Raw genomic sequence first — 16,909 nt, 5'->3', positions numbered from 1 at the left:
GCGGGCGCCGGCGGACGGGCGGGGACCTCGGCGCGCCCCGTCGACTCCCCCGTCATGCGCCGTCCCCGAGCGTCTCGTCAGCGCCCCGCTCACCGGGGCTCGCCGCCGCGGTCGTCACGCCCGCCTGGGCGAGCGCGGCCTCGAAGTCCTCGCGCAGCCGATCGCGCATGTCGGCCAGCCGCGCTGCGGACTCGTCCCGCTGCGCCCCGTCCGCCTCGACCGAGGCAACGAGGCCCTCCAGCTCCGCGAGCGCATCGGCTTCGAGAAGTCTCTCGATGGGGCGCGCATAGGCGCTCGCGCCCGCCTGGCCTGCGAAGAGCCTGCCCTTGTCGACGTAGTAGTAGGTGAGCGTGGGCACGCCTGCCGACATCGCGACGATGCCCGCGTGCAGTCGCAGCGCGACCACCACGTCCGCGCCGGCCATGACCGCGCGCACATCCTCAGGACCCAGCGAGTCCGCCGTGAGCGCGACCACGCGGTCGGGTCGGGCGGCGCGCGCTCGCAGCTCGATCGCGTACGCGGGGTCCTCGTCCATGTGCATGGGGACCACGGCGACGGCGCCGTGCGACTCGACGAGCGCGTCGATCGCCGCGACCAGGCGCTGCGTCAACAGCTCGGCGCGTCGTGAGCCGCCGCCACCGCGCGAGGTGCCGGAGCCGCGACGCCACCGGTGGGGCAGCCAGCCTCCCTGGGCGTAGTGGAACCAGCGCCGTGGTGCCACCACCGCGTAGCGGTCGGGGAGCAGGTCGGTCAGCCCCTCGGGCAGCTCGCGATCGGGCACACCCGCTGCGTAGACCGCGCTGTCGAAGCTCGCGGTCACCAGGCCGGGCGGGACTCCCCATGACTCGAGCAGCCCCTTCGACTGCTCGTCGCGGGTGAGGAACGCGCGCGTGCGGCGCACCGTCGCGGCGATGAGACGCCGGCTGGACGCCCCCTCGGTGCGGCCGATGCCCTGGAAGACTCCGATCACCCGAGGGTTGGCCCAGGCCACGCACCTCATCTTCACCGCCCAGTACCAGACGCCCAGGCGGTTCGTGTAGTCCTTCAAGAGCTCGCCACCGCCCCACAGCACCACGTCCGCCTTCCGTGCGGCGCGCATGAGGCGCACGAGGCCCAGCGGCGACAGCGAGTGGATGCCCTGCGCGAGCACCTCGGTGCCGAACCATGCGGCGTCTCGCTCGGCATGCTGGGAGACGAGCGTGATGTCCGCTCCCGGGAGGACGTCGCGGATCAGCGTGACCAGGCCGGCCGCGATGGCGCGGTCCCCGCGGTTCGCGGCGAGGTCCGAGTTGACGACGAGCACCCTCACGCGGGCAACCCTGCCACAGCCCGCAGGGTGGCCAGCATCCGGGGGGCGAGGTGGTCCCAGCTGACCGTCTCCGCCACGGCACGCGCGGCGGCCGCGTCGCGGTCGGTCTCGCCGTCGCCGCGTCGCATGGCATCGATGAGGGCCGATGCGAGGGCGGCATGATCGCCGGCGGGCACCACGGTTCCGGCAGGACCTCCCCCGAGGATGTCCTGAGCGCCCGAGGCGTCGCTCACCACGGCGAACGCACCTCGAGCGAGGCCCTCGAGCACCGCGACGGGCAGCCCATCGACGTCCCCATCGGAAGCGGAGACGGACGGCGCCGCCACGATGCCGGCCCCGGACTCGACCGCAGCCTTCGCGTCCCCCGTGACGAAGCCGACGAACTCGACTCCGTCGAGGCCGCTCGCCTGCCGCTCCAGCTGCCCGCGCATCGGCCCGTCGCCGGCGATCACGAGTCGCGCGTCGGGGACGGCGGCGCGCACCGCCGGCCACGCCTCGAGCAGCACCTGAATGCCCTTCTTCTCGACCAGCCGAGCGATCACCGCGACGGCGTGTGGATCGCCCGGCGCAGCGGGCTGCTCCGGCAGGTTCACGCCCATGGGGGCGATGGCGATCCGGCCGCGGACGCTGCCGCGCAGCTCGGCACGGTAGAAGGACAGCAGCCGCTCCGCGGTCTGGCGGCTCACGGCGGTCACGAACGAGGCCCTGCCGGTGACGCGCTGCACCACGGATCGCCCGACCGGACCCAGCCGCCGCAGGACGGCGACGTCGGCCGCATGGGTCGTGAAGCCGAACGGGATGCCCGCGCGCCGCGCCACCCCCGCTGCGACGATCGCCTGTGGAGTGAACCAGTGCGCGTAGATCACGTCGGGCCGGGTGCGGGCGACCTCCCTGGCCAGCGCACGGCGCTCGCCCGCGACCAGCAGCGGCACCACCGCCGCCATCGCGCGGCGCTCGCGAATCGCCGGCATGATGCCGCGCGCGGTCAGCGTCTCGAGCGAGCGCGGCGCGTAGGAGAACCGATCCTGGGTCACGCGCCCGTCAGCGGACTCGGCCTGTGGCCACTGCCGGTTGCGCGACGCTGGCGTGTGCGGCGCGAGGATCCGCACCGTCACGCCCGGGTCGCCTGCAGCAAGCGCGAGCGCCTGGTCGAGCACGAACCGCGGCACCGCATCGTCGGCGTGCGCCGGCACGGTCGAGGCGACCACCAGGATGTCCACGGCTCCACCGTAGTGCGGGAGGACCTCGGTGCCCCGCGCCGCGGCTACCCGAGCTGGACCGGCGCGCGCACGTCGTCCTCGGCGAGTGCATCGGCTGTCGCGACGACCTCCATCGACACCAGCTGGATGTCGGCGCCGATGCTCGTGAGGAACGCCGTGTCAGCGGCGTCGCGCCCGGTGGCGATGCGGACCATGCTCTGGCGCGGCGCGAGCGTGGTCGCGTCCACGACCCACCACTGGCCGTCGATCATCGCCTCCGCCACGGCATGGAAGTCCATGGGCTCGAGGCCGGGGGCGTAGACGGCGACCACCCGGGCGGGGACGTCGAGCGCGCGCAGCAGCGCCACGACCAGGTGGGCGAAGTCCCGGCAGACGCCGCGGCGCGACAGCAGGGTCGCGGCGGCGCCATCGGTGGGGTCGGTGGACGCGCCATCGTAGGTGAGCCGGGTCCCGACCCAGCTCGACACGGCCGCCAGCAGCTCGAAGGAGGCCAGTCCCTCGAACTCCGCCGCCGCGACCGCCAGCAGCGTGTCCGACTCGCAGTAGCGGCTCGGTCGCAGATAGCGGATCTCGTCGAGGGGGTCGAACAGGGCCGGCTCGGCGCGGCCGTCGACCGTCGCAGAGTAGGAGACCTCGATGCGGCCCTGCGTCACGTCGCACGAGTGGAGTCGACCGCCATGCTCCTCGCTGAGCTCGTGGACCTCGACGGGCTGGCCGTCCTGGGTGACGGCGAGGGTCTCCTTCACCCGCTGCCCTTCTGCCACGGCGATCGCGAGGACCAGGCGGACGGGGCCGCTCGCATCGATGGTGAGGCTGGAGCGCACGTCGCGTGTCATGGCGGCATCGTCTCACCTCCTGGGCCGGCTGACGAGACTGCACAGGGCCGATGCGCGGGCCTCGCGGCCTCGCACGTCGGCTGAGGCGGGTGACCGCCTCGGTCGGGACGGCGGTGCAGGCCGCACGTCCGCATCGCGCCGGTCAGTCGAACAGGAGCCACCGCAGCGTCAGGGTCAGCCCGACCGCGGCGAAGGCGACCGTCACCACGAGTGCACTCACCAGACCGACGTCCATGAGCCGCTCCCGCCAGGAAGGTACGTACGGCTTCACCGGCTCGGGGTCGGGGAGGGGCTGCTGTAGCCACAGGGCCGCGTGCTCCTGGCTGCAGAAGATCTCGTTGAGGTAGTCAGGGAAGGGATAGTTGGCTTCCTCCGGCGCTACCCTGGGTCTCGAGACCTCGAGGCCGATCCAGCCCCGGTCGGAAACGACCTTGCCGCAATAGTCGCACCGCGACTCGATGTCCTGCGCGTCGCTCACGGCGCCTCCCTCACGGCGAAGACCAGTGCACCGAAACGGCAGAGGACCGCCTGATCATCAGGCGGCCCTCGGTGGTGGAGCTGAGGGGAATCGAACCCCTGACCTTCTCATTGCGAACGAGACGCGCTACCAACTGCGCCACAGCCCCAAAGTGCAGATGACAGGTTACCACCTGCGCACACTCGTCCGACACTCGCGAGGCATCCGTCGCTAGCATGAGGTCGAGGCATCACCCGACCCGACAGGAGCAGCCATGTCGCAGCAGTCCCCGCAGTTCAACCTCGATGGCATCGCGCTCGACGCGGATCAACTCGGCCGCAAGGCGGTGGGGATGGCGCGCGTGATGATCGGCGTCCTCGGATTCCTCGCCCTCGCGATCGGCGTCGCTCTCGTGGTGTGGCCCGAGGCCACGCTGGTGGTGCTCGGCGCGCTCACCGGAGCGTTCTTCGCGATCACGGGCGTCGTGCGCATCGGCGTGGGCATCTTCATGGGCGACAGCTCGACCGGCTTCCGCGTCCTCAACATCATCCTCGGCCTGTTCCTCCTCATCAGCGGCATCGTGGTGCTGAAGAATCTCGCGGCGGCCACCGGGGTCCTGACACTCATCGTGGTGGTGCTGATCGGCATCGGATGGATCATCGAGGGCATCGCGACGCTGGCTCAGACGGGCCGGGGCCAGGGCTCGGCGTGGGGATACCTGCGCGGCGCGATCGCGATCATCGCCGGCATCGTGGTGCTCGTCGTCCCCGGCTGGAGCGCCCTCGCTCTCGTCATCGTCACGGGGGTGTCGCTGGTGCTCCTCGGCGTCGCGGGACTCATCCAGGCATACATGCTGGGCAAGGCCGTCCCGAAGGGTCCAGCGACCATCGACGCCTGACCCGCCCGGCGCCCGCCTGTCGCGAGAGCGACCGCCCAGCCGGCGCATCGGCCGTCATCAGACCGTCACACAGTCGCAACGGCCGCGCAAAGCCGCGGCCGTACCGTCAGGAGTGTCACGGCGGGAGCGAGGGCGGTCCAGCGCGCGGGAACGGAGGCCACAGTGTTCGACGACGTCGATCCCTTCATCGGGACGGGCCGGACCGACCTGCCCGCGCAGACCGGCCTGGCCGCGACCTGGTGGTGGCCCAAGCCGCAGGTCGGCAACACCCACCCGGGCGCCACGTACCCGCTGGGGATGGTGAGCGCATGCGCGTACTCGGGCGGCTACCCCACCGGCTACGGCCCGTTCGACCTGTCCACCGAGGGGCTGCCGCCGCGGCTGCACGACGGCGACCACGCCTCGGGCTTCACCCACTTCCAGCAGTCAGGCACGGGAGCGATCCGCAAGTACTACAACTACTTCCGCGTGAGCCCCATGCTCGAACCGCTCGACGTGCTGGGACGCACCTGGGAGCTCACTGAGGAGGCCGCGAACCCCGGGTACTACGCGGCGACGCTCGACTCCGGCGTGCGAGCCGAGATCACCGTGGGCCCCAAGTCCGCGATCCATCGGTACACGTTCCCCGAGCACCGCGACGCCCGCGTCGTGGTCGACTTCTCGATGGGCGGCCTGAAGATCCCCTACGGGGCGACGGTGCCGCTGCGCGGCCACCTCGAGTCCGTCGCACCGGGCGTGGCCCAGGGCGAGATCGTTGTCGAGGGAGCCCCGCTCGCCGTGCACCTCGAGTGCGACGTCGAGGGCTGGCGTCAGATGCTCTGGTACGACCGGCGCCTCATGCCGGGCGGCACCCGGCTCGACCTCGACCACATCCGGCCCACCACTCTGCGCCCCTTCGGCCTCATGTGGGCCGGTCCGTCGCTGGCCGGCCAGACCGTCGAGCTGCGGATCGGCTTCTCGCTGCGCGGCGAGGGACAGGCGCGCAAGAACCTGCACCGCGACACCGCGGAGGTCGTTCCCGCCTTCGACAGCAGGCGAGCCGACACGGAGGAGCAATGGCGCGAGCGGCTGGACGCGATCCGCGTGGAGACCGCCGACCCCGCCCGTCGTCAGGTGTTCGCGACCGCGCTGTATCACTCGCTCATCAAGCCGTCGTTCGCCGCTGACGAGAGCCCCTTCTGGCCCGCCAAGGGGCCGTGGGTGTTCGACGTCTCCACCATGTGGGACATCTATCGCACCCAGCTGCCGCTGCTCACCGCCCTGCTGCCGCACAAGTCCGTCGAGCTCGCGAACGCGCTGCTGACGATCTGCGAGGAGGAGGGCAACCTGCCCATCGGCTACCGGATGGCTCGCGGCTCCGACCGCTTCGGGCGTCAGGGCAGCGCCCTCGCGCACACCCTGCTGTCCGACATCTGCCAGCTCGGGCTGCCGGGCATCGACTGGGACTGGGCGCTCGTGCACCTCGCCACCGACCTGCGCCGCACCTACGGCGAGGACTACCTGCTGCACGGGCATGCGCACCCCATCAGCCACACCCTCGACCTTGCGTTCGGCTACTGGTGCACGCGACACGTCGCGTCCGTCGTCGGGGACGATGCGCTGGCCGAGGAGTTCGACCAGCTCGCCGAGCGGTGGGTCAACGCCTACGACGCGAGCACAGGTCTGCTCAAGGACTCCACCTACTACGAGGGCACGCGGCACAACTACTCGTTCCGCCTCCAGCACGACATGGAGGGGCGCATCGCTCTGGCGGGCGGCGACGACCGGTTCGTCGCGCTCCTCGACGAGTTCTTCGGGTATGGGGCCGATGCGGTGGTTCAGCCTGGCGAGTCCCCGTCGTCGGAGGAGATGACGGCAGGGTACGAGCTGGGCCGCTTCGAGGGTCTCAACAACGAGCCCGACATGGAGGCCCCGTGGGCCTACTACTACGCGGGCCGCCCGGACCGCACGGCCGAGATCGTGCACGCGATCGTGACCCAGCAGTTCGGCACCGGGCGCGGCGGCCTGCCGGGCAACGACGACTCGGGCGGACTGTCGAGCTGGTACCTCTGGGCGGCGCTCGGGCTGTTCCCCGTGGCGGGCCAGAACCTCTTCCTCATCCATCCACCGGCCTTCCGCTACTCGACCATGCCCATGGCCCGTGGGTCGCTCACCATCGACACCTCAGGCTTCGTCGAGCCCACGCCGGGCGGCCCTGTGCAGTACATCCAGTCCGTCAGCTTCAACGGTGCATCGCTCGACTCATCGTGGCTGTCGGGGACCGACCTCCACGAGGGCGGCAGGCTTCACATCTCGCTCGGTCCCGAGCCGAGCGACTGGGGACGAGCGCATCGGCCCCCATCCTTCCGACCGGCTGGGGCCCAGCCGCCCCACCCGAACCCGACCTTCCAGGTCGAGCCCGAGCCGATCCCCGCATCGGCGCCAGAGGTCATCGAGGAGACATCATGAACGTCAAGCCCGACCGCCGGCTGGTCATCGTCGTCCGCGCCGATCCCGTCATCTGCGGTCACTCCGGCGAGGCGCGCAACCTGGCCGAGGCCGCCCTCGCGCGCGGCTTCGACGACGTTCGCATCCTGTCGTGGCCCATCGAGCTGCTCGAGCGGACCGGGCTGCCCCTCAAGCCCGTCGACAGCGTGCTGCCCTACAGCCCTGGCATCACCGTGGAGCGCCCCGAGCCCGTGGGGGGGTACAAGATCCCCGACGGGCGCTACCTCTCCGGGCTCGTCGGACGGCTCGTCGAGCTGTTCACCGACGGGGTCCCCACGGTGTGCATGTCGCTGTACCTGTCGCCCCACACCCTCGCGGTCGCCGATGCGGTGCGAGTCGCACGCTCGACGGGACTGCCGATGGACGTCACCACCATCGCCGAGGCCGTGGGCTCGGACGTCACGGCGGTGGTGCAGGAGTGCGTCGAGGCCGACCGCTTCGGCGCGGCGGCCCACGTGCTGTCCGCCTACCTCGAGCAGGACGTCTGCGTCGCCGTCTCCCAGTACACCAAGGACGTCATCGTCGAGGCGGCCGAACAGATCGACGCCCGGCATGGCACGCGCTTCGCGCCCCGGTGCCGCGACCGCATCGGCATCTCCTTCCCCGCGATCGACACGTCCGCCTACCTTGACCTCGACCCCGCGGACACGGAGCGGTTCCTCGCCGCCCGCGGCCTCACGCGAGACGGGTACATCCTGTATCTGTCGCGGCTCGGGTTCTCGAAGGGCGTCGCTGACCTCATCGACGGCTTCGCGGCCTCGATGGCGGGGCATTCGACCACCTTGGTCATCGCCGGGCGGGGGCCGGACGCCGAGGCGCTGCGCGCGCATGCCGCCAGCTCGGACGCCGCGGACCGGATCGTGTTCCTCGACGACGTGGGCGACGAGGAGAAGCCCCACCTCATGGCGGCCTGCGCCGCCTACGCGCTGCCGTCGAAGCCTGGGCGGGAGTTCACGGAGACGTTCGGGATCGCGCTCGTCGAGGAGATGCTGGCGGGCGGCGGGCCGGTGATCACCTGCCCGACGGGAGGCATCCCCGAGGCGGTGGGCGACACGGCGCTCATGGTCCCCGTGGAGGATCCGGCCGCGATCGCCGGTGCGATCGACACGGCCGTGCTCGGGATGAGCGCCGCAGCGCGGGCCGCTCACCGCGCCCGGGCGCGGGTGTTCGCCATGCAGTTCGATCGCGAGCCTGTGTTCGACCGGCTCTTCGAGAAGGTCGCGGTGGTGGCGCACCACTGACCGCGGGCGCCGGCGGCGGCTCCGACGGATCGCGAGGGTCTGGCGGCCCGATCGCCCGCAGGAAGTGCATCTTCGCAGGTTCCCGCGGGGACGGCGGCCCGATCGCCCGCAGGAACCGACGCATGCGCGCGTTCACGACTGATGGGTGCGAGCAGCGCGAGTCGCGAGGGCGCTCAGGTGTCGTGCCGACCCGTGCGGGCGCGGCTCGGCAGCCCGCAACAGCCCGCACCGCGCACGCGGTGTGCGCCTACGCTGACGCGCGCTTGCGCCCCGCTGCTGCTCTACGCTGACGCGCGCTTGCGCCGCGCGAGGATCGCGTCGAGCGCGGCGGTGGTCGGCGCGGCCTCGTCGAGCTGATACGCCGCGGTCGAGCGCTCGGGAGCGTCGTTGGCACGCAGGTCGCCCCATCGGGCCGCGCGGGCTGCGGCGGCGTCGTAGTCCTCGTCCGAGATGGGCCGCGCCTCGCGCTGACGCACCGTGGACTTGAGCGTGTATGCGGGAGCGGGAACGCCCTGGGGCACCCACGGCGCTCCGGCATCCTCCTCCACTGCGGGAAGCTCGGGAGCGGGGATCGCGGCGGGCACGGCCAGGGGTGCGAGGTCCTCCGCGGTGACGATACGGATGGCCTGCGTCGCGACGTCCGACGGCTCGGCCTCGTGACCGGCTGCGCGCTCGCGCGACACCACCCGCAGCGCCTGCGTCGCGGTCGCGGCGGCCTCGACCTCGCGCGACACGGCGACCATCTCCTCGTCGGCTCGACGATGTGCCGACGCGGCGCGCGTGCTCGACGTGACGACCCCTACCAGGACGGACGTCGCGACCGCACCCAGGACCGCCGACGCCCCTGCGAAGGCCACGAGGCCCCACGCGATCAGCGTCATCACCGTCGCCGCGAGCGCGACGAGCCCGCGGCGGCGCGCCTGCGCAGCCCGGGCAGCGCCCACTCGCGCGCGGTCGCGCCGCATCGCGTACTGCTCCCGGCGTGCGTGCACCGCAGCGCGATCCAGGGGCGTGGCGGGGCGCGACATGTGCTCGACGCGAGCATCGGCCCGCGCAGCACCCGTGCGCAGCAGCGGCATCTCCCCCGAGTCGGTGGAGGGGCGCGCGGCGGCACGCCCGACGCGCTGCGCCGACGACCTCACCACCCGCATGTCCGACGAGTACCGGTCATCCACGCGGACCAGCGCGTACTCGCCGCGTTCGCGGACACGCTGCGGAAGGACGTACGCGACCACGAGACCCAGAGCGATGATCGCGAGAAGTCCAACGGGAACCATGCCACGACGGTACGGCTCGGGGACTGCTCAGCCGCGGATGGCGCGCGGCGTGTCAGGAGCCATCCGACCAATATCGGCCGGTTCGCGGCTCACCTTGAGTGAGAGCGAAGATCGTGTGGTCGCGCCACGCCCCGTCGATGTACAGGTACGACGGGCGCAGACCCTCCTCGCGGAAGCCCAGCTTGTGCGCCACGCGCAGGCTCGCGACGTTCTCGGGCCGCACTGCTATCTCGAGGCGGTGGAGCCCCCGCGAGAAAGCGAACTCGGTCGCGAGCGCCACGGCGCGCGGCGTGATCCCCCGCCCGGCGTGCGACTGCGCGATCCAGTAGCCGATCGAGCCGCCGCACTCCGCTCCCCAGCGGATCCCGGACACGCTCACGCGACCCACGAGCTCGCCGTCGTGCTCCACGATGAAGGGATACGCCGACTCCTCTCGCCACTGGGCGCGCTCCCGTCGCACGAGCTGCGGGAACGTGACGGTCTTCTCGGCGCGCTCGGGGGGCGACGCGGCCTCCCACGGCGCGAGCCAGGCGCGGTGCCGGCGGCGCACCGCCATCCACGCGGTCTCGTCCGCTCGCGCGAGGGCACGCAAAGTGATCGGGCCGGCGAGAAGCTCGACGGGCTTCACCGGCTAGCCCCCCCACACGGTGCACGACACCGTGTCGCCGACGTCGAAGACGTGCGCATCGGGGCCGGACCAGACCACCGCATCGGCCCTGGCGAGGTCAGCGAGCGAGAGGTTCTCGGCTCCGAGGGGCGTCACGGACAGCATCCCGTCAGCATCGCGTTCGACGACCACCGGCATGCCCGTCACGACCCCAGGCGCCGCGATCCAACGGCGGCGCGCACGCGCCGCGAAGGGAGCCCGCTCGACGTTGGGGTGACCGCACAGCACGCGCACCGCGCGCCGCACGTAGGCCTCGAACCCCATGGCGGCAGCGGCGGGGGAGCCCGGCAGCGCCACGACCGGCACCTCCCGGTCACCGGCATCGATGACGCCCAGCCCGTGCCGCCGCCCGGGGCGCAGCTGCAGGTCGACGGCGGTGAAGCGGCCCATGCGGGCGAGCACGTCCGCGACGGTGTCCTGCGGTCCGTCCGACAGCCCGCCAGTCGTGATGACCATGTCAGCGCGCACCAGCTGGTCCTCGATCGCGCCGCGCAGCTGCAGCGCGTCATCCGGCACCGCCCCCACGCGATACGGCTTGGCACCGGCCTCCTGGACCAGGGCGGCGATCATGTGGGTGGTGGCCTCCGCGACCCCGCCGCCAGGTCGAGAGGTGCCCGGCTCGATCAGCTCGTCGCCCACGGCCAGCACGACGACGCGCGGCACCGGGCGAACGCGCACACGTGCGCGGCCGAGCGCGGCCGCAGCTGCCACCTGACGCGGGCCCAGCCTGGTGCCGGCGGCAACCAGTACGGTGCCTCCGCGCGCGTCGAACCCGGCCTCGCGCACACCCTCGCCGCGCTGGACGGGCCGCGCTATCCCCACCTTCGCCACACCCATGTCGGTGTCCGACAGGGCCACCACCGCATCGGCTCCCGTGGGGACGGCAGCACCCGAGGGGACGCGCGCCGCGGCCCCCCGCACATGCCTGCGCGGCGCGCGGACGTCGAAGCTGACGTCATGGGAGACGGCCAGCGACACGGGCGCATCGGCGCTGGCGGTCGCCGTGTCAGCCGCGACCACCGCGTAGCCGTCGCGCTCGGCGACTGGCGTGGGCGGCAGGTCGGAAGGAGCGACGAGGTCCTCGGCGAGCGTCGCGCCCACCGCGTCGGCCAGCAGGACGTCGAGGACGAGGCTCGGCCTCAGCGCCGCTGCCACGGCATCGCGGTGGTCGGCCAGGCTGCGAGCGGTCATGACGCCATTGTCCCGTGGCGCACAGGGCTGGGCAAACAACGCCGGCCCAGCAGCCAACCGCGACGTCGTGCGGCGCGCGTCAGGTGCCGGACGCACATGACTGACATGATGGGTGGCATGTCGACGTCACAGCAAGGCACCCGCGCACCGGCTCCGGAGGACGCGAAGGCGCAGCTGCGAACGTCGATCCGCAAGGCCCGCCTGCACCGCTCGGAGCGTCGGCGCGAGGAGCTCGCCCTGCTGCTGCGCGACCACGTGCTCGCCATGCCTGCGATCGCGGGGGCCACATGCGTGTCCGTGTACGCCTCGCGCGCCCACGAGCCCGGGACCCTGCCGCTCATCGAGGCGCTCCACGAGCGGGGCGTGCGCGTGCTGATCCCGCGCCTGGGCGACGGCCTCCAGCGCGGCTGGTCCCCCTACCAGGGCGCCGAGGACCTCATCGAGCGCGCCCCTGGCCGCCCGCCCGAGCCGTCGGGCGAGTTCCTGTGCTCCGACGCGATCGGCGAAGCCGACGTCGTGGTCGTGCCGGCGCTCGCCGTCGACTCGCGCGGAACCCGGCTCGGGCAGGGCGGAGGCTGGTACGACCGCGCTCTCGAGGGCCTGGATCCGCGCGTGCCGATCGTCGCGCTCGCCTTCGCCGCGGAGTTCCGCGGGCCCGACGACCTGCCGCTGCCGCGCGAGGCGCACGACGTGGGCGTCCACGCCGTCATCACGCCGGAGGGATTCACCTCTCTGACGGCGTAGAATACGCGCATGCCCACGTACGCCTACGCCTGTCGCGCCTGCGGACACACCTTCGATGCTGTCCAGTCGATTCACGACGATGCGCTTGAAGCCTGCCCGTCCTGCGATGGTGCCGTTCGCCGCGTGTTCGGCAACGTCGGCGTGACCTTTAAGGGCTCCGGCTTCTACCGCACCGACTCCCGCGCCGCGGCCAAGAGCTCGTCCGACTCCTGACGTCGCCCGGCGGCTCACCAGTGCGGTGGCCGCTCCCGGAGAATCTCGTCGTCCCGGCTGTCATGGTCGGCGCCGCCCCAGCTCTCGTCGAGGTCCTCTCGCGCGCGCGTGGGGATCAGCGGGCGGTCGGCGCCGCGTGAGGTGACAGGCAGCGTCGGCGGCACAGGAGCCGGGCCAGCGCTCGACTCGGGCTCGGGATCACGCTCGGGGTCGGGGTCGGGATCGTCGCCCTCGTCGCCTGCGGCGCCGTCGTCGCCAAGGCCATCGAGGTCGAGCATGCCCGGCACCTCGGCCGCCGATGCGCTCGCCGCGTCGCCCTCACGGTCGTCATCGGCGTCGGGGGCCGATGCGGCGGCCGGGCCGTCGTCGCCGCCCGCCTCGTCCTCGTCGCCCTCGTCGTCTGACGATGTGGGCGAGGCTGTGGCCGGGTCGTCGTCGAGGTCACGGTCATCCTGGAGAGCCGATGCGCCGGGGCGGTCGCTGTCGCCGTCGGCCCCAGGAGCAGACGTATCGGCGGCCTCGAGGTCGGCGTCAGCGTCGACCTCGGGGGCCGGCGCAGTCGTCACCTCGACATCGGCGTCACCGTCGGCCTCGGGAGCCGAGTCGTCGTCGACCGGCGCCGCCTGCGCAACCGGCGGAAGCTCGATCTCCAGCGCGTCCTGCACGCCGCTCGGGTCGGTGTGCTCAAGCACCTCGACCACCTGTGCCGCGGCGGCATCAGGGTCCATGAAGACGTCGATGGTCCACAGGGGGACGACGGTCCAGCCGAGGGCCTCCAGCGAGGCGCGCTGCCACCGCATGCGGTCGCGAAGCGATGCGGACCCCGCGGGCGCGGCCTCGTCGGTGACGACTGCCACGCGATAGCCGCGCTCGCGCTTGCCGCCCACGACCATCGGCACCGCATCGGGTCCGGCTCCGTAGCGCACGTGCACGCCGTAGCCCTGCAGACGCAGCCGCTGCGCCACGTCGGCGAGCAGCCAGTCGCTGGGCGCGGGCTCGGGCCGCTCGGGCGGGATCGCACGCTCGGACGCGGCATGCAGGAGGTCTCGCAGATCGTCGACGCCCGCGCCCTCAGGTGAGTCGCTCGGCAGATGCGTGGGGTCCAGCGCGGTGAACACCTCCAGCCGTTCGCGCGTCGCAACGAGCGCCTGCACCAACGCCTCGTGGCCCCAGGGCTCGGACAGCACCCCCAGCAGCTCTGGCGCGGTGCCGCGTGCGTCTCGCGCGAAGCCCAGGGCGAGCACTGCCTCATCCACCACTGGTCCGGCGACGTCTCCCAGCGCGGCGACAGGGACGGTCGCAGCGAGTCGAGCGGAACGCTCGGCGAGCGCGTCGCGAATGCGCGAGGCGTGCAGCTCGTTGCCGGCGATCACCTGGAGCGAGCGGCGCGGCAGCGAGGCGTGCGCGCGCTCGACGTGCTCCACCACGGCAGCCACCTCGGCGCGCGTGGACTCGACCACCGAGGAGCCCGCGACGGGAGCACCCACGCCGTCGATGTGGTGGACTGCGAAGGCGCCTGCGTCCTGGGCGGCGGGGAGGGCCTCGAGACTGCGCCCGTACGCCGCGCGGGAGAGAACGGCGGTGACACGGACATCGCGTGGCTGCGGGGTGGCGTGGAGAGTGACGCGAGGGAGCATCGACGCGAGCGCGGCGACGGCCGAGCGCGTCGCGGCGTGGGCGTCGCCCACGACCACCACCTGCTTGGCTCGGGCGAGAGCCGGCACCAGCTCCGCGAGTGCGAGGGACTCGCTCGCCACCAGCACGACCACGTCGAACACGCGCGTGGGCGGCGCGAGTCGGGACACCTGCTCTGCCTTCGACACGAGCACGGGCCGAAGCGCGGAGGTCAGCGCCCCATAGTCACGCCACAGCTCCTTGATGGATGCGTTCCCGCCCTCGACCAGCGCGGCGAACAGGTCGCGTGCCACGTCGGGGTGCCGAGCGATCGCCGTGCGCCGTCGCTCCGCGGCGGCGCGCATGAGAGGACCGATGCGAGACTCGGCGAAGGACGCATCGGCACCGCGGAACCGCTCGACAGCGTCGCCGAGAGCGCCATACTCGGTCAGCGAGGGATCAGCGGTGACGATCGCGTCGAACGCCGCCGCCCACCACGCGAACTCGAGGTCGCGGCGGACCTGCGCGTCGGAGGCGTCCCGTCCCCGGAGATCGTCGATGAGCGGCGAGAACCCCGTCGCCTCGACATCGATCTCGAGGGGCTCGGCTCCGGCGAACTCGAGCATGCCCGGCAGCCCCTGGCCGAGCCGGTCGAGGAGGTTCACCATGTCATCCCACGGCTGCGACGCGACCTCGGCCTCCTCGCCCACGGTCTCGACGGGCACGCGCAGGGTCTCCCACAGGGCCGTCGCCTCCGCGACGCGCTCCGTGAAGATGTCGTAGTCGTCGGGGACGGCGGGCCAGCCGCCCGCGGAGCAGTGGGAGCGCCAGCGCAGCGCCAGCTCGTGCGCGCGCACCAGGTCAGCGTGCAGCGACTCCTTGCCGCGCCCCGGCCGCAGCAGCTCGACCGCACGGCGCATCAGCGCCCGGCGCTCGCGACGTGGCAGGTCCACGTGCCGCGGCGAGCCGTGGGGCGCGGTGGCGGCGACGAGGTCATGCAGCGAACGATGGAACACGGCGGGTGAGAAGATCTCGAGGATCTCGCGCAGGTCCTCGAACATGTGCACCTGGTCGATCCACGTGAGCATCGAGCCGGCCTCATCCACGCCCGTCTCGTGCGCGGCGATCGCGGCCTCGGCGCGCAGCTTGGGCACCACGCGCCCCAGCAGCGTCGCGAGAGCCTCGTCGAGCCGCGCGCCCTGCTCGGGCTCCGCAACCGCCGTCCACCACGGCTCGTGCCCAGAAGTGTCGACAGGCGCGGGCTGACGCTCCTGCTCGGGCTCGGCGTCAGCGGTCGGCGGGCGCACCACCGCGCTCAGCGCAGACGCGACCGAGGCGAACCCGTGCTCAGCCACGACGGTGCCCGCCTGAGTGCTGAGCCTGAGGCCCGTGGCCGGAGCTGGCTCCGACGTGGTGAGGCGGACGATCGCCTGAACGGCCTCGAAGGCGCTGACTCCCCATGGGCGATGCGAGCGGTGCAGGGCGTCGAACCGGCGGTGCAGCTCGGCGCGCGTGCGCAGCAGCGTCTCGCCGGAGGCGCGCAGTGCCGCATCGTCGACGGGCGGCGTGCCCATCGTGATGGATTCGAGCAGGCGCGAGCGGGCCTCCGCGTTCCACGACGGCACCGTCGCGTCCACCACCAGGTCGGCGGCGCCGAGCGCGCGAAGCCGGGAGGCGATGGCCGCGAGCGTGCCTTCAGCGCCGCCGATCACACCGACCGTGCGACCGGATGCCGCGCCGTCGGCCGCGAGCGCCGCAGCCATGCCCACGGCATCGGCTCCAGGGGGGCACTGCAGGAACACGTCGCGGCCGGTCGCCACGAGGTCGAGCACCGCGAACTGCACGTCGTCGAGGTCGCCCACCCCGCGCTCGGCGAAGGGATCGCGGTCACCGCGGGGGAAGGCCGGCAGGGGCTCGCCCAGCTGGCCACGCGCGTCGTGGTCTCCGGCGGCGGCGGCGAGCACGGTCGACCCTGCGATGACGGGGTCGCAGTCGTCGAGGTCGTCCAGCAGCCTCTGCTCGGGATCGTCGAACGCGCCCAGCAGGAGGCGGTCCCTGACCTCCAGGTCCTCGCCGAGCAGGTCGGTGAGCTCGCGCACGGCGTCCCACAGCGGACGCGGATCGAAGTCGGACCCGCCCGCGACCTGCGGCAACGACAGCTCGCGACCGGCGACGGCGGCGCGTTCGCGCAGCACGCCATGGAACACCGGATTGAGCTCGGTCTGCGGGCCGAGCGTCACCTGAACGTCGTCCGAGCGGTACCGCTCGAGCTCGATCGCCCGCATCAGCAATGGCATCTCGACCGGGCGCTCGCCCTCGGTCCAGGCGACCGTGCCCACCACGAGTGCCGCCGTCCACGCCCCCGTCGCCGCGCGGACGCGCTCGGCCTCGTCGAGCATGAGCCGCGCGCGATGCAGACCGGCCTCGCGCACCTGGGGGTCGCGAAGGATCGCGGAGACCGCGGTGGGGCGCGAGGCGAACAGCTGGGCCAGTCCAGATGGGTGGCCCGCGCGGATGTCGATCAGCCTCGCGCGCGCGCCGTCGAGGTCGCGCAGCGGGGACGCGGACGCGTGGTCGTGGAGCTGCTCGCGCCACTCGCGAAGGGCGTCGGCGACCAGCGCGCGTCCGATGTAATCCACCACTCCCCTACGGTATCCGCCCGCGTCTGAGGCACCTCGCCACCACGCCGCCGCACCCGCCCCGAGAACGAGACAGTGCGCGCCGACTTATGCAGCCGACACGCACTGTTACGCAG

The 16,909-nt window shown here is 72.7% G+C and carries 12 protein-coding genes, 1 tRNA gene and 1 pseudogene; 5 read left to right on the top strand and 9 right to left on the bottom strand.

The genetic code is table 11. The annotated features are described in order from the left end of the window. Positions 1 to 52: 52 nt before the first annotated feature. From B7K22_RS07410 to B7K22_RS07390, 5 genes are all read right to left on the bottom strand, one after another. Positions 53 to 1,309, bottom strand: a complete 1,257-nt coding sequence (locus tag B7K22_RS07410) for a polysaccharide pyruvyl transferase family protein (protein WP_159448806.1) — start codon at positions 1,307 to 1,309, stop codon at positions 53 to 55. Then, positions 1,306 to 2,529, bottom strand: a complete 1,224-nt coding sequence (locus tag B7K22_RS07405) for a glycosyltransferase (protein ID WP_084039299.1) — start codon at positions 2,527 to 2,529, stop codon at positions 1,306 to 1,308. The genes B7K22_RS07410 and B7K22_RS07405 overlap by 4 nt, the downstream gene beginning before the upstream one ends. 44 nt (positions 2,530 to 2,573) lie before the next feature. After that, on the bottom strand, positions 2,574 to 3,365 hold the full coding sequence (locus B7K22_RS07400) for a transglutaminase family protein (protein WP_084039298.1): 792 nt from the start codon (positions 3,363 to 3,365) through the stop codon (positions 2,574 to 2,576). Positions 3,366 to 3,507: 142 nt separating this feature from the next. Then, positions 3,508 to 3,843 (bottom strand): hypothetical protein, encoded by a 336-nt coding sequence (locus B7K22_RS07395; protein ID WP_084039297.1) that lies wholly within the window; start codon positions 3,841 to 3,843, stop codon positions 3,508 to 3,510. Between the two features lie 72 nt (positions 3,844 to 3,915). After that, positions 3,916 to 3,991 (bottom strand) — tRNA-Ala (locus B7K22_RS07390). A 105-nt stretch (positions 3,992 to 4,096) separates the two neighbouring features. Here B7K22_RS07390 and B7K22_RS07385 point away from each other — a divergent pair. From B7K22_RS07385 to B7K22_RS07375, 3 genes are all read left to right on the top strand, one after another. Then, positions 4,097 to 4,720, top strand: coding sequence for an HdeD family acid-resistance protein (locus B7K22_RS07385; RefSeq protein WP_084039296.1), 624 nt, complete (start codon positions 4,097 to 4,099; stop codon positions 4,718 to 4,720). Positions 4,721 to 4,882: 162 nt separating this feature from the next. Next, positions 4,883 to 7,168, top strand: coding sequence for a glycoside hydrolase domain-containing protein (locus tag B7K22_RS07380; RefSeq protein ID WP_084039295.1), 2,286 nt, complete (start codon positions 4,883 to 4,885; stop codon positions 7,166 to 7,168). Then, entirely contained in the window at positions 7,165 to 8,448 is a 1,284-nt protein-coding gene (locus B7K22_RS07375) for a glycosyltransferase (RefSeq protein WP_084039294.1), read from the top strand. The genes B7K22_RS07380 and B7K22_RS07375 overlap by 4 nt, the downstream gene beginning before the upstream one ends. Positions 8,449 to 8,729: 281 nt before the next feature. Here B7K22_RS07375 and B7K22_RS07370 read toward each other — a convergent pair whose 3' ends face one another. From B7K22_RS07370 to glp, 3 genes are read right to left on the bottom strand one after another with little or no spacing between them, the layout of a single operon-like run. After that, positions 8,730 to 9,725 (bottom strand): hypothetical protein, encoded by a 996-nt coding sequence (locus B7K22_RS07370; RefSeq protein ID WP_144276290.1) that lies wholly within the window; start codon positions 9,723 to 9,725, stop codon positions 8,730 to 8,732. Positions 9,726 to 9,777: 52 nt separating this feature from the next. Then, positions 9,778 to 10,353, bottom strand: coding sequence for a GNAT family N-acetyltransferase (locus B7K22_RS07365; RefSeq protein ID WP_144276289.1), 576 nt, complete (start codon positions 10,351 to 10,353; stop codon positions 9,778 to 9,780). Positions 10,354 to 10,356: 3 nt separating this feature from the next. After that, a complete protein-coding gene (gene glp / locus B7K22_RS07360) occupies positions 10,357 to 11,583 on the bottom strand; it encodes a gephyrin-like molybdotransferase Glp (protein WP_084039292.1) in 1,227 nt (408 codons plus the stop codon). A 96-nt stretch (positions 11,584 to 11,679) separates the two neighbouring features. Here glp and B7K22_RS07355 point away from each other — a divergent pair, with 96 nt between their 5' ends. Both B7K22_RS07355 and B7K22_RS07350 read left to right on the top strand, forming a co-directional pair. Beyond that, on the top strand, positions 11,680 to 12,327 hold the full coding sequence (locus tag B7K22_RS07355; protein ID WP_371327658.1) for a 5-formyltetrahydrofolate cyclo-ligase: 648 nt from the start codon (positions 11,680 to 11,682) through the stop codon (positions 12,325 to 12,327). Between the two features lie 9 nt (positions 12,328 to 12,336). Next, a pseudogene (locus B7K22_RS07350) lies at positions 12,337 to 12,531 on the top strand (FmdB family zinc ribbon protein); the annotation flags it as partial. Positions 12,532 to 12,554: 23 nt separating this feature from the next. Here B7K22_RS07350 and B7K22_RS07345 read toward each other — a convergent pair. Next, a complete protein-coding gene (locus B7K22_RS07345; RefSeq protein ID WP_084039290.1) occupies positions 12,555 to 16,796 on the bottom strand; it encodes a hypothetical protein in 4,242 nt (1,413 codons plus the stop codon). Positions 16,797 to 16,909: the final 113 nt, after the last annotated feature.

The sequence above is a fragment of the Demequina sp. NBRC 110053 genome, assembly GCF_002090095.1.
GTDB lineage: Bacteria > Actinomycetota > Actinomycetes > Actinomycetales > Demequinaceae > Demequina.
This window is presented reverse-complemented; position numbering and strand designations above follow the sequence as displayed.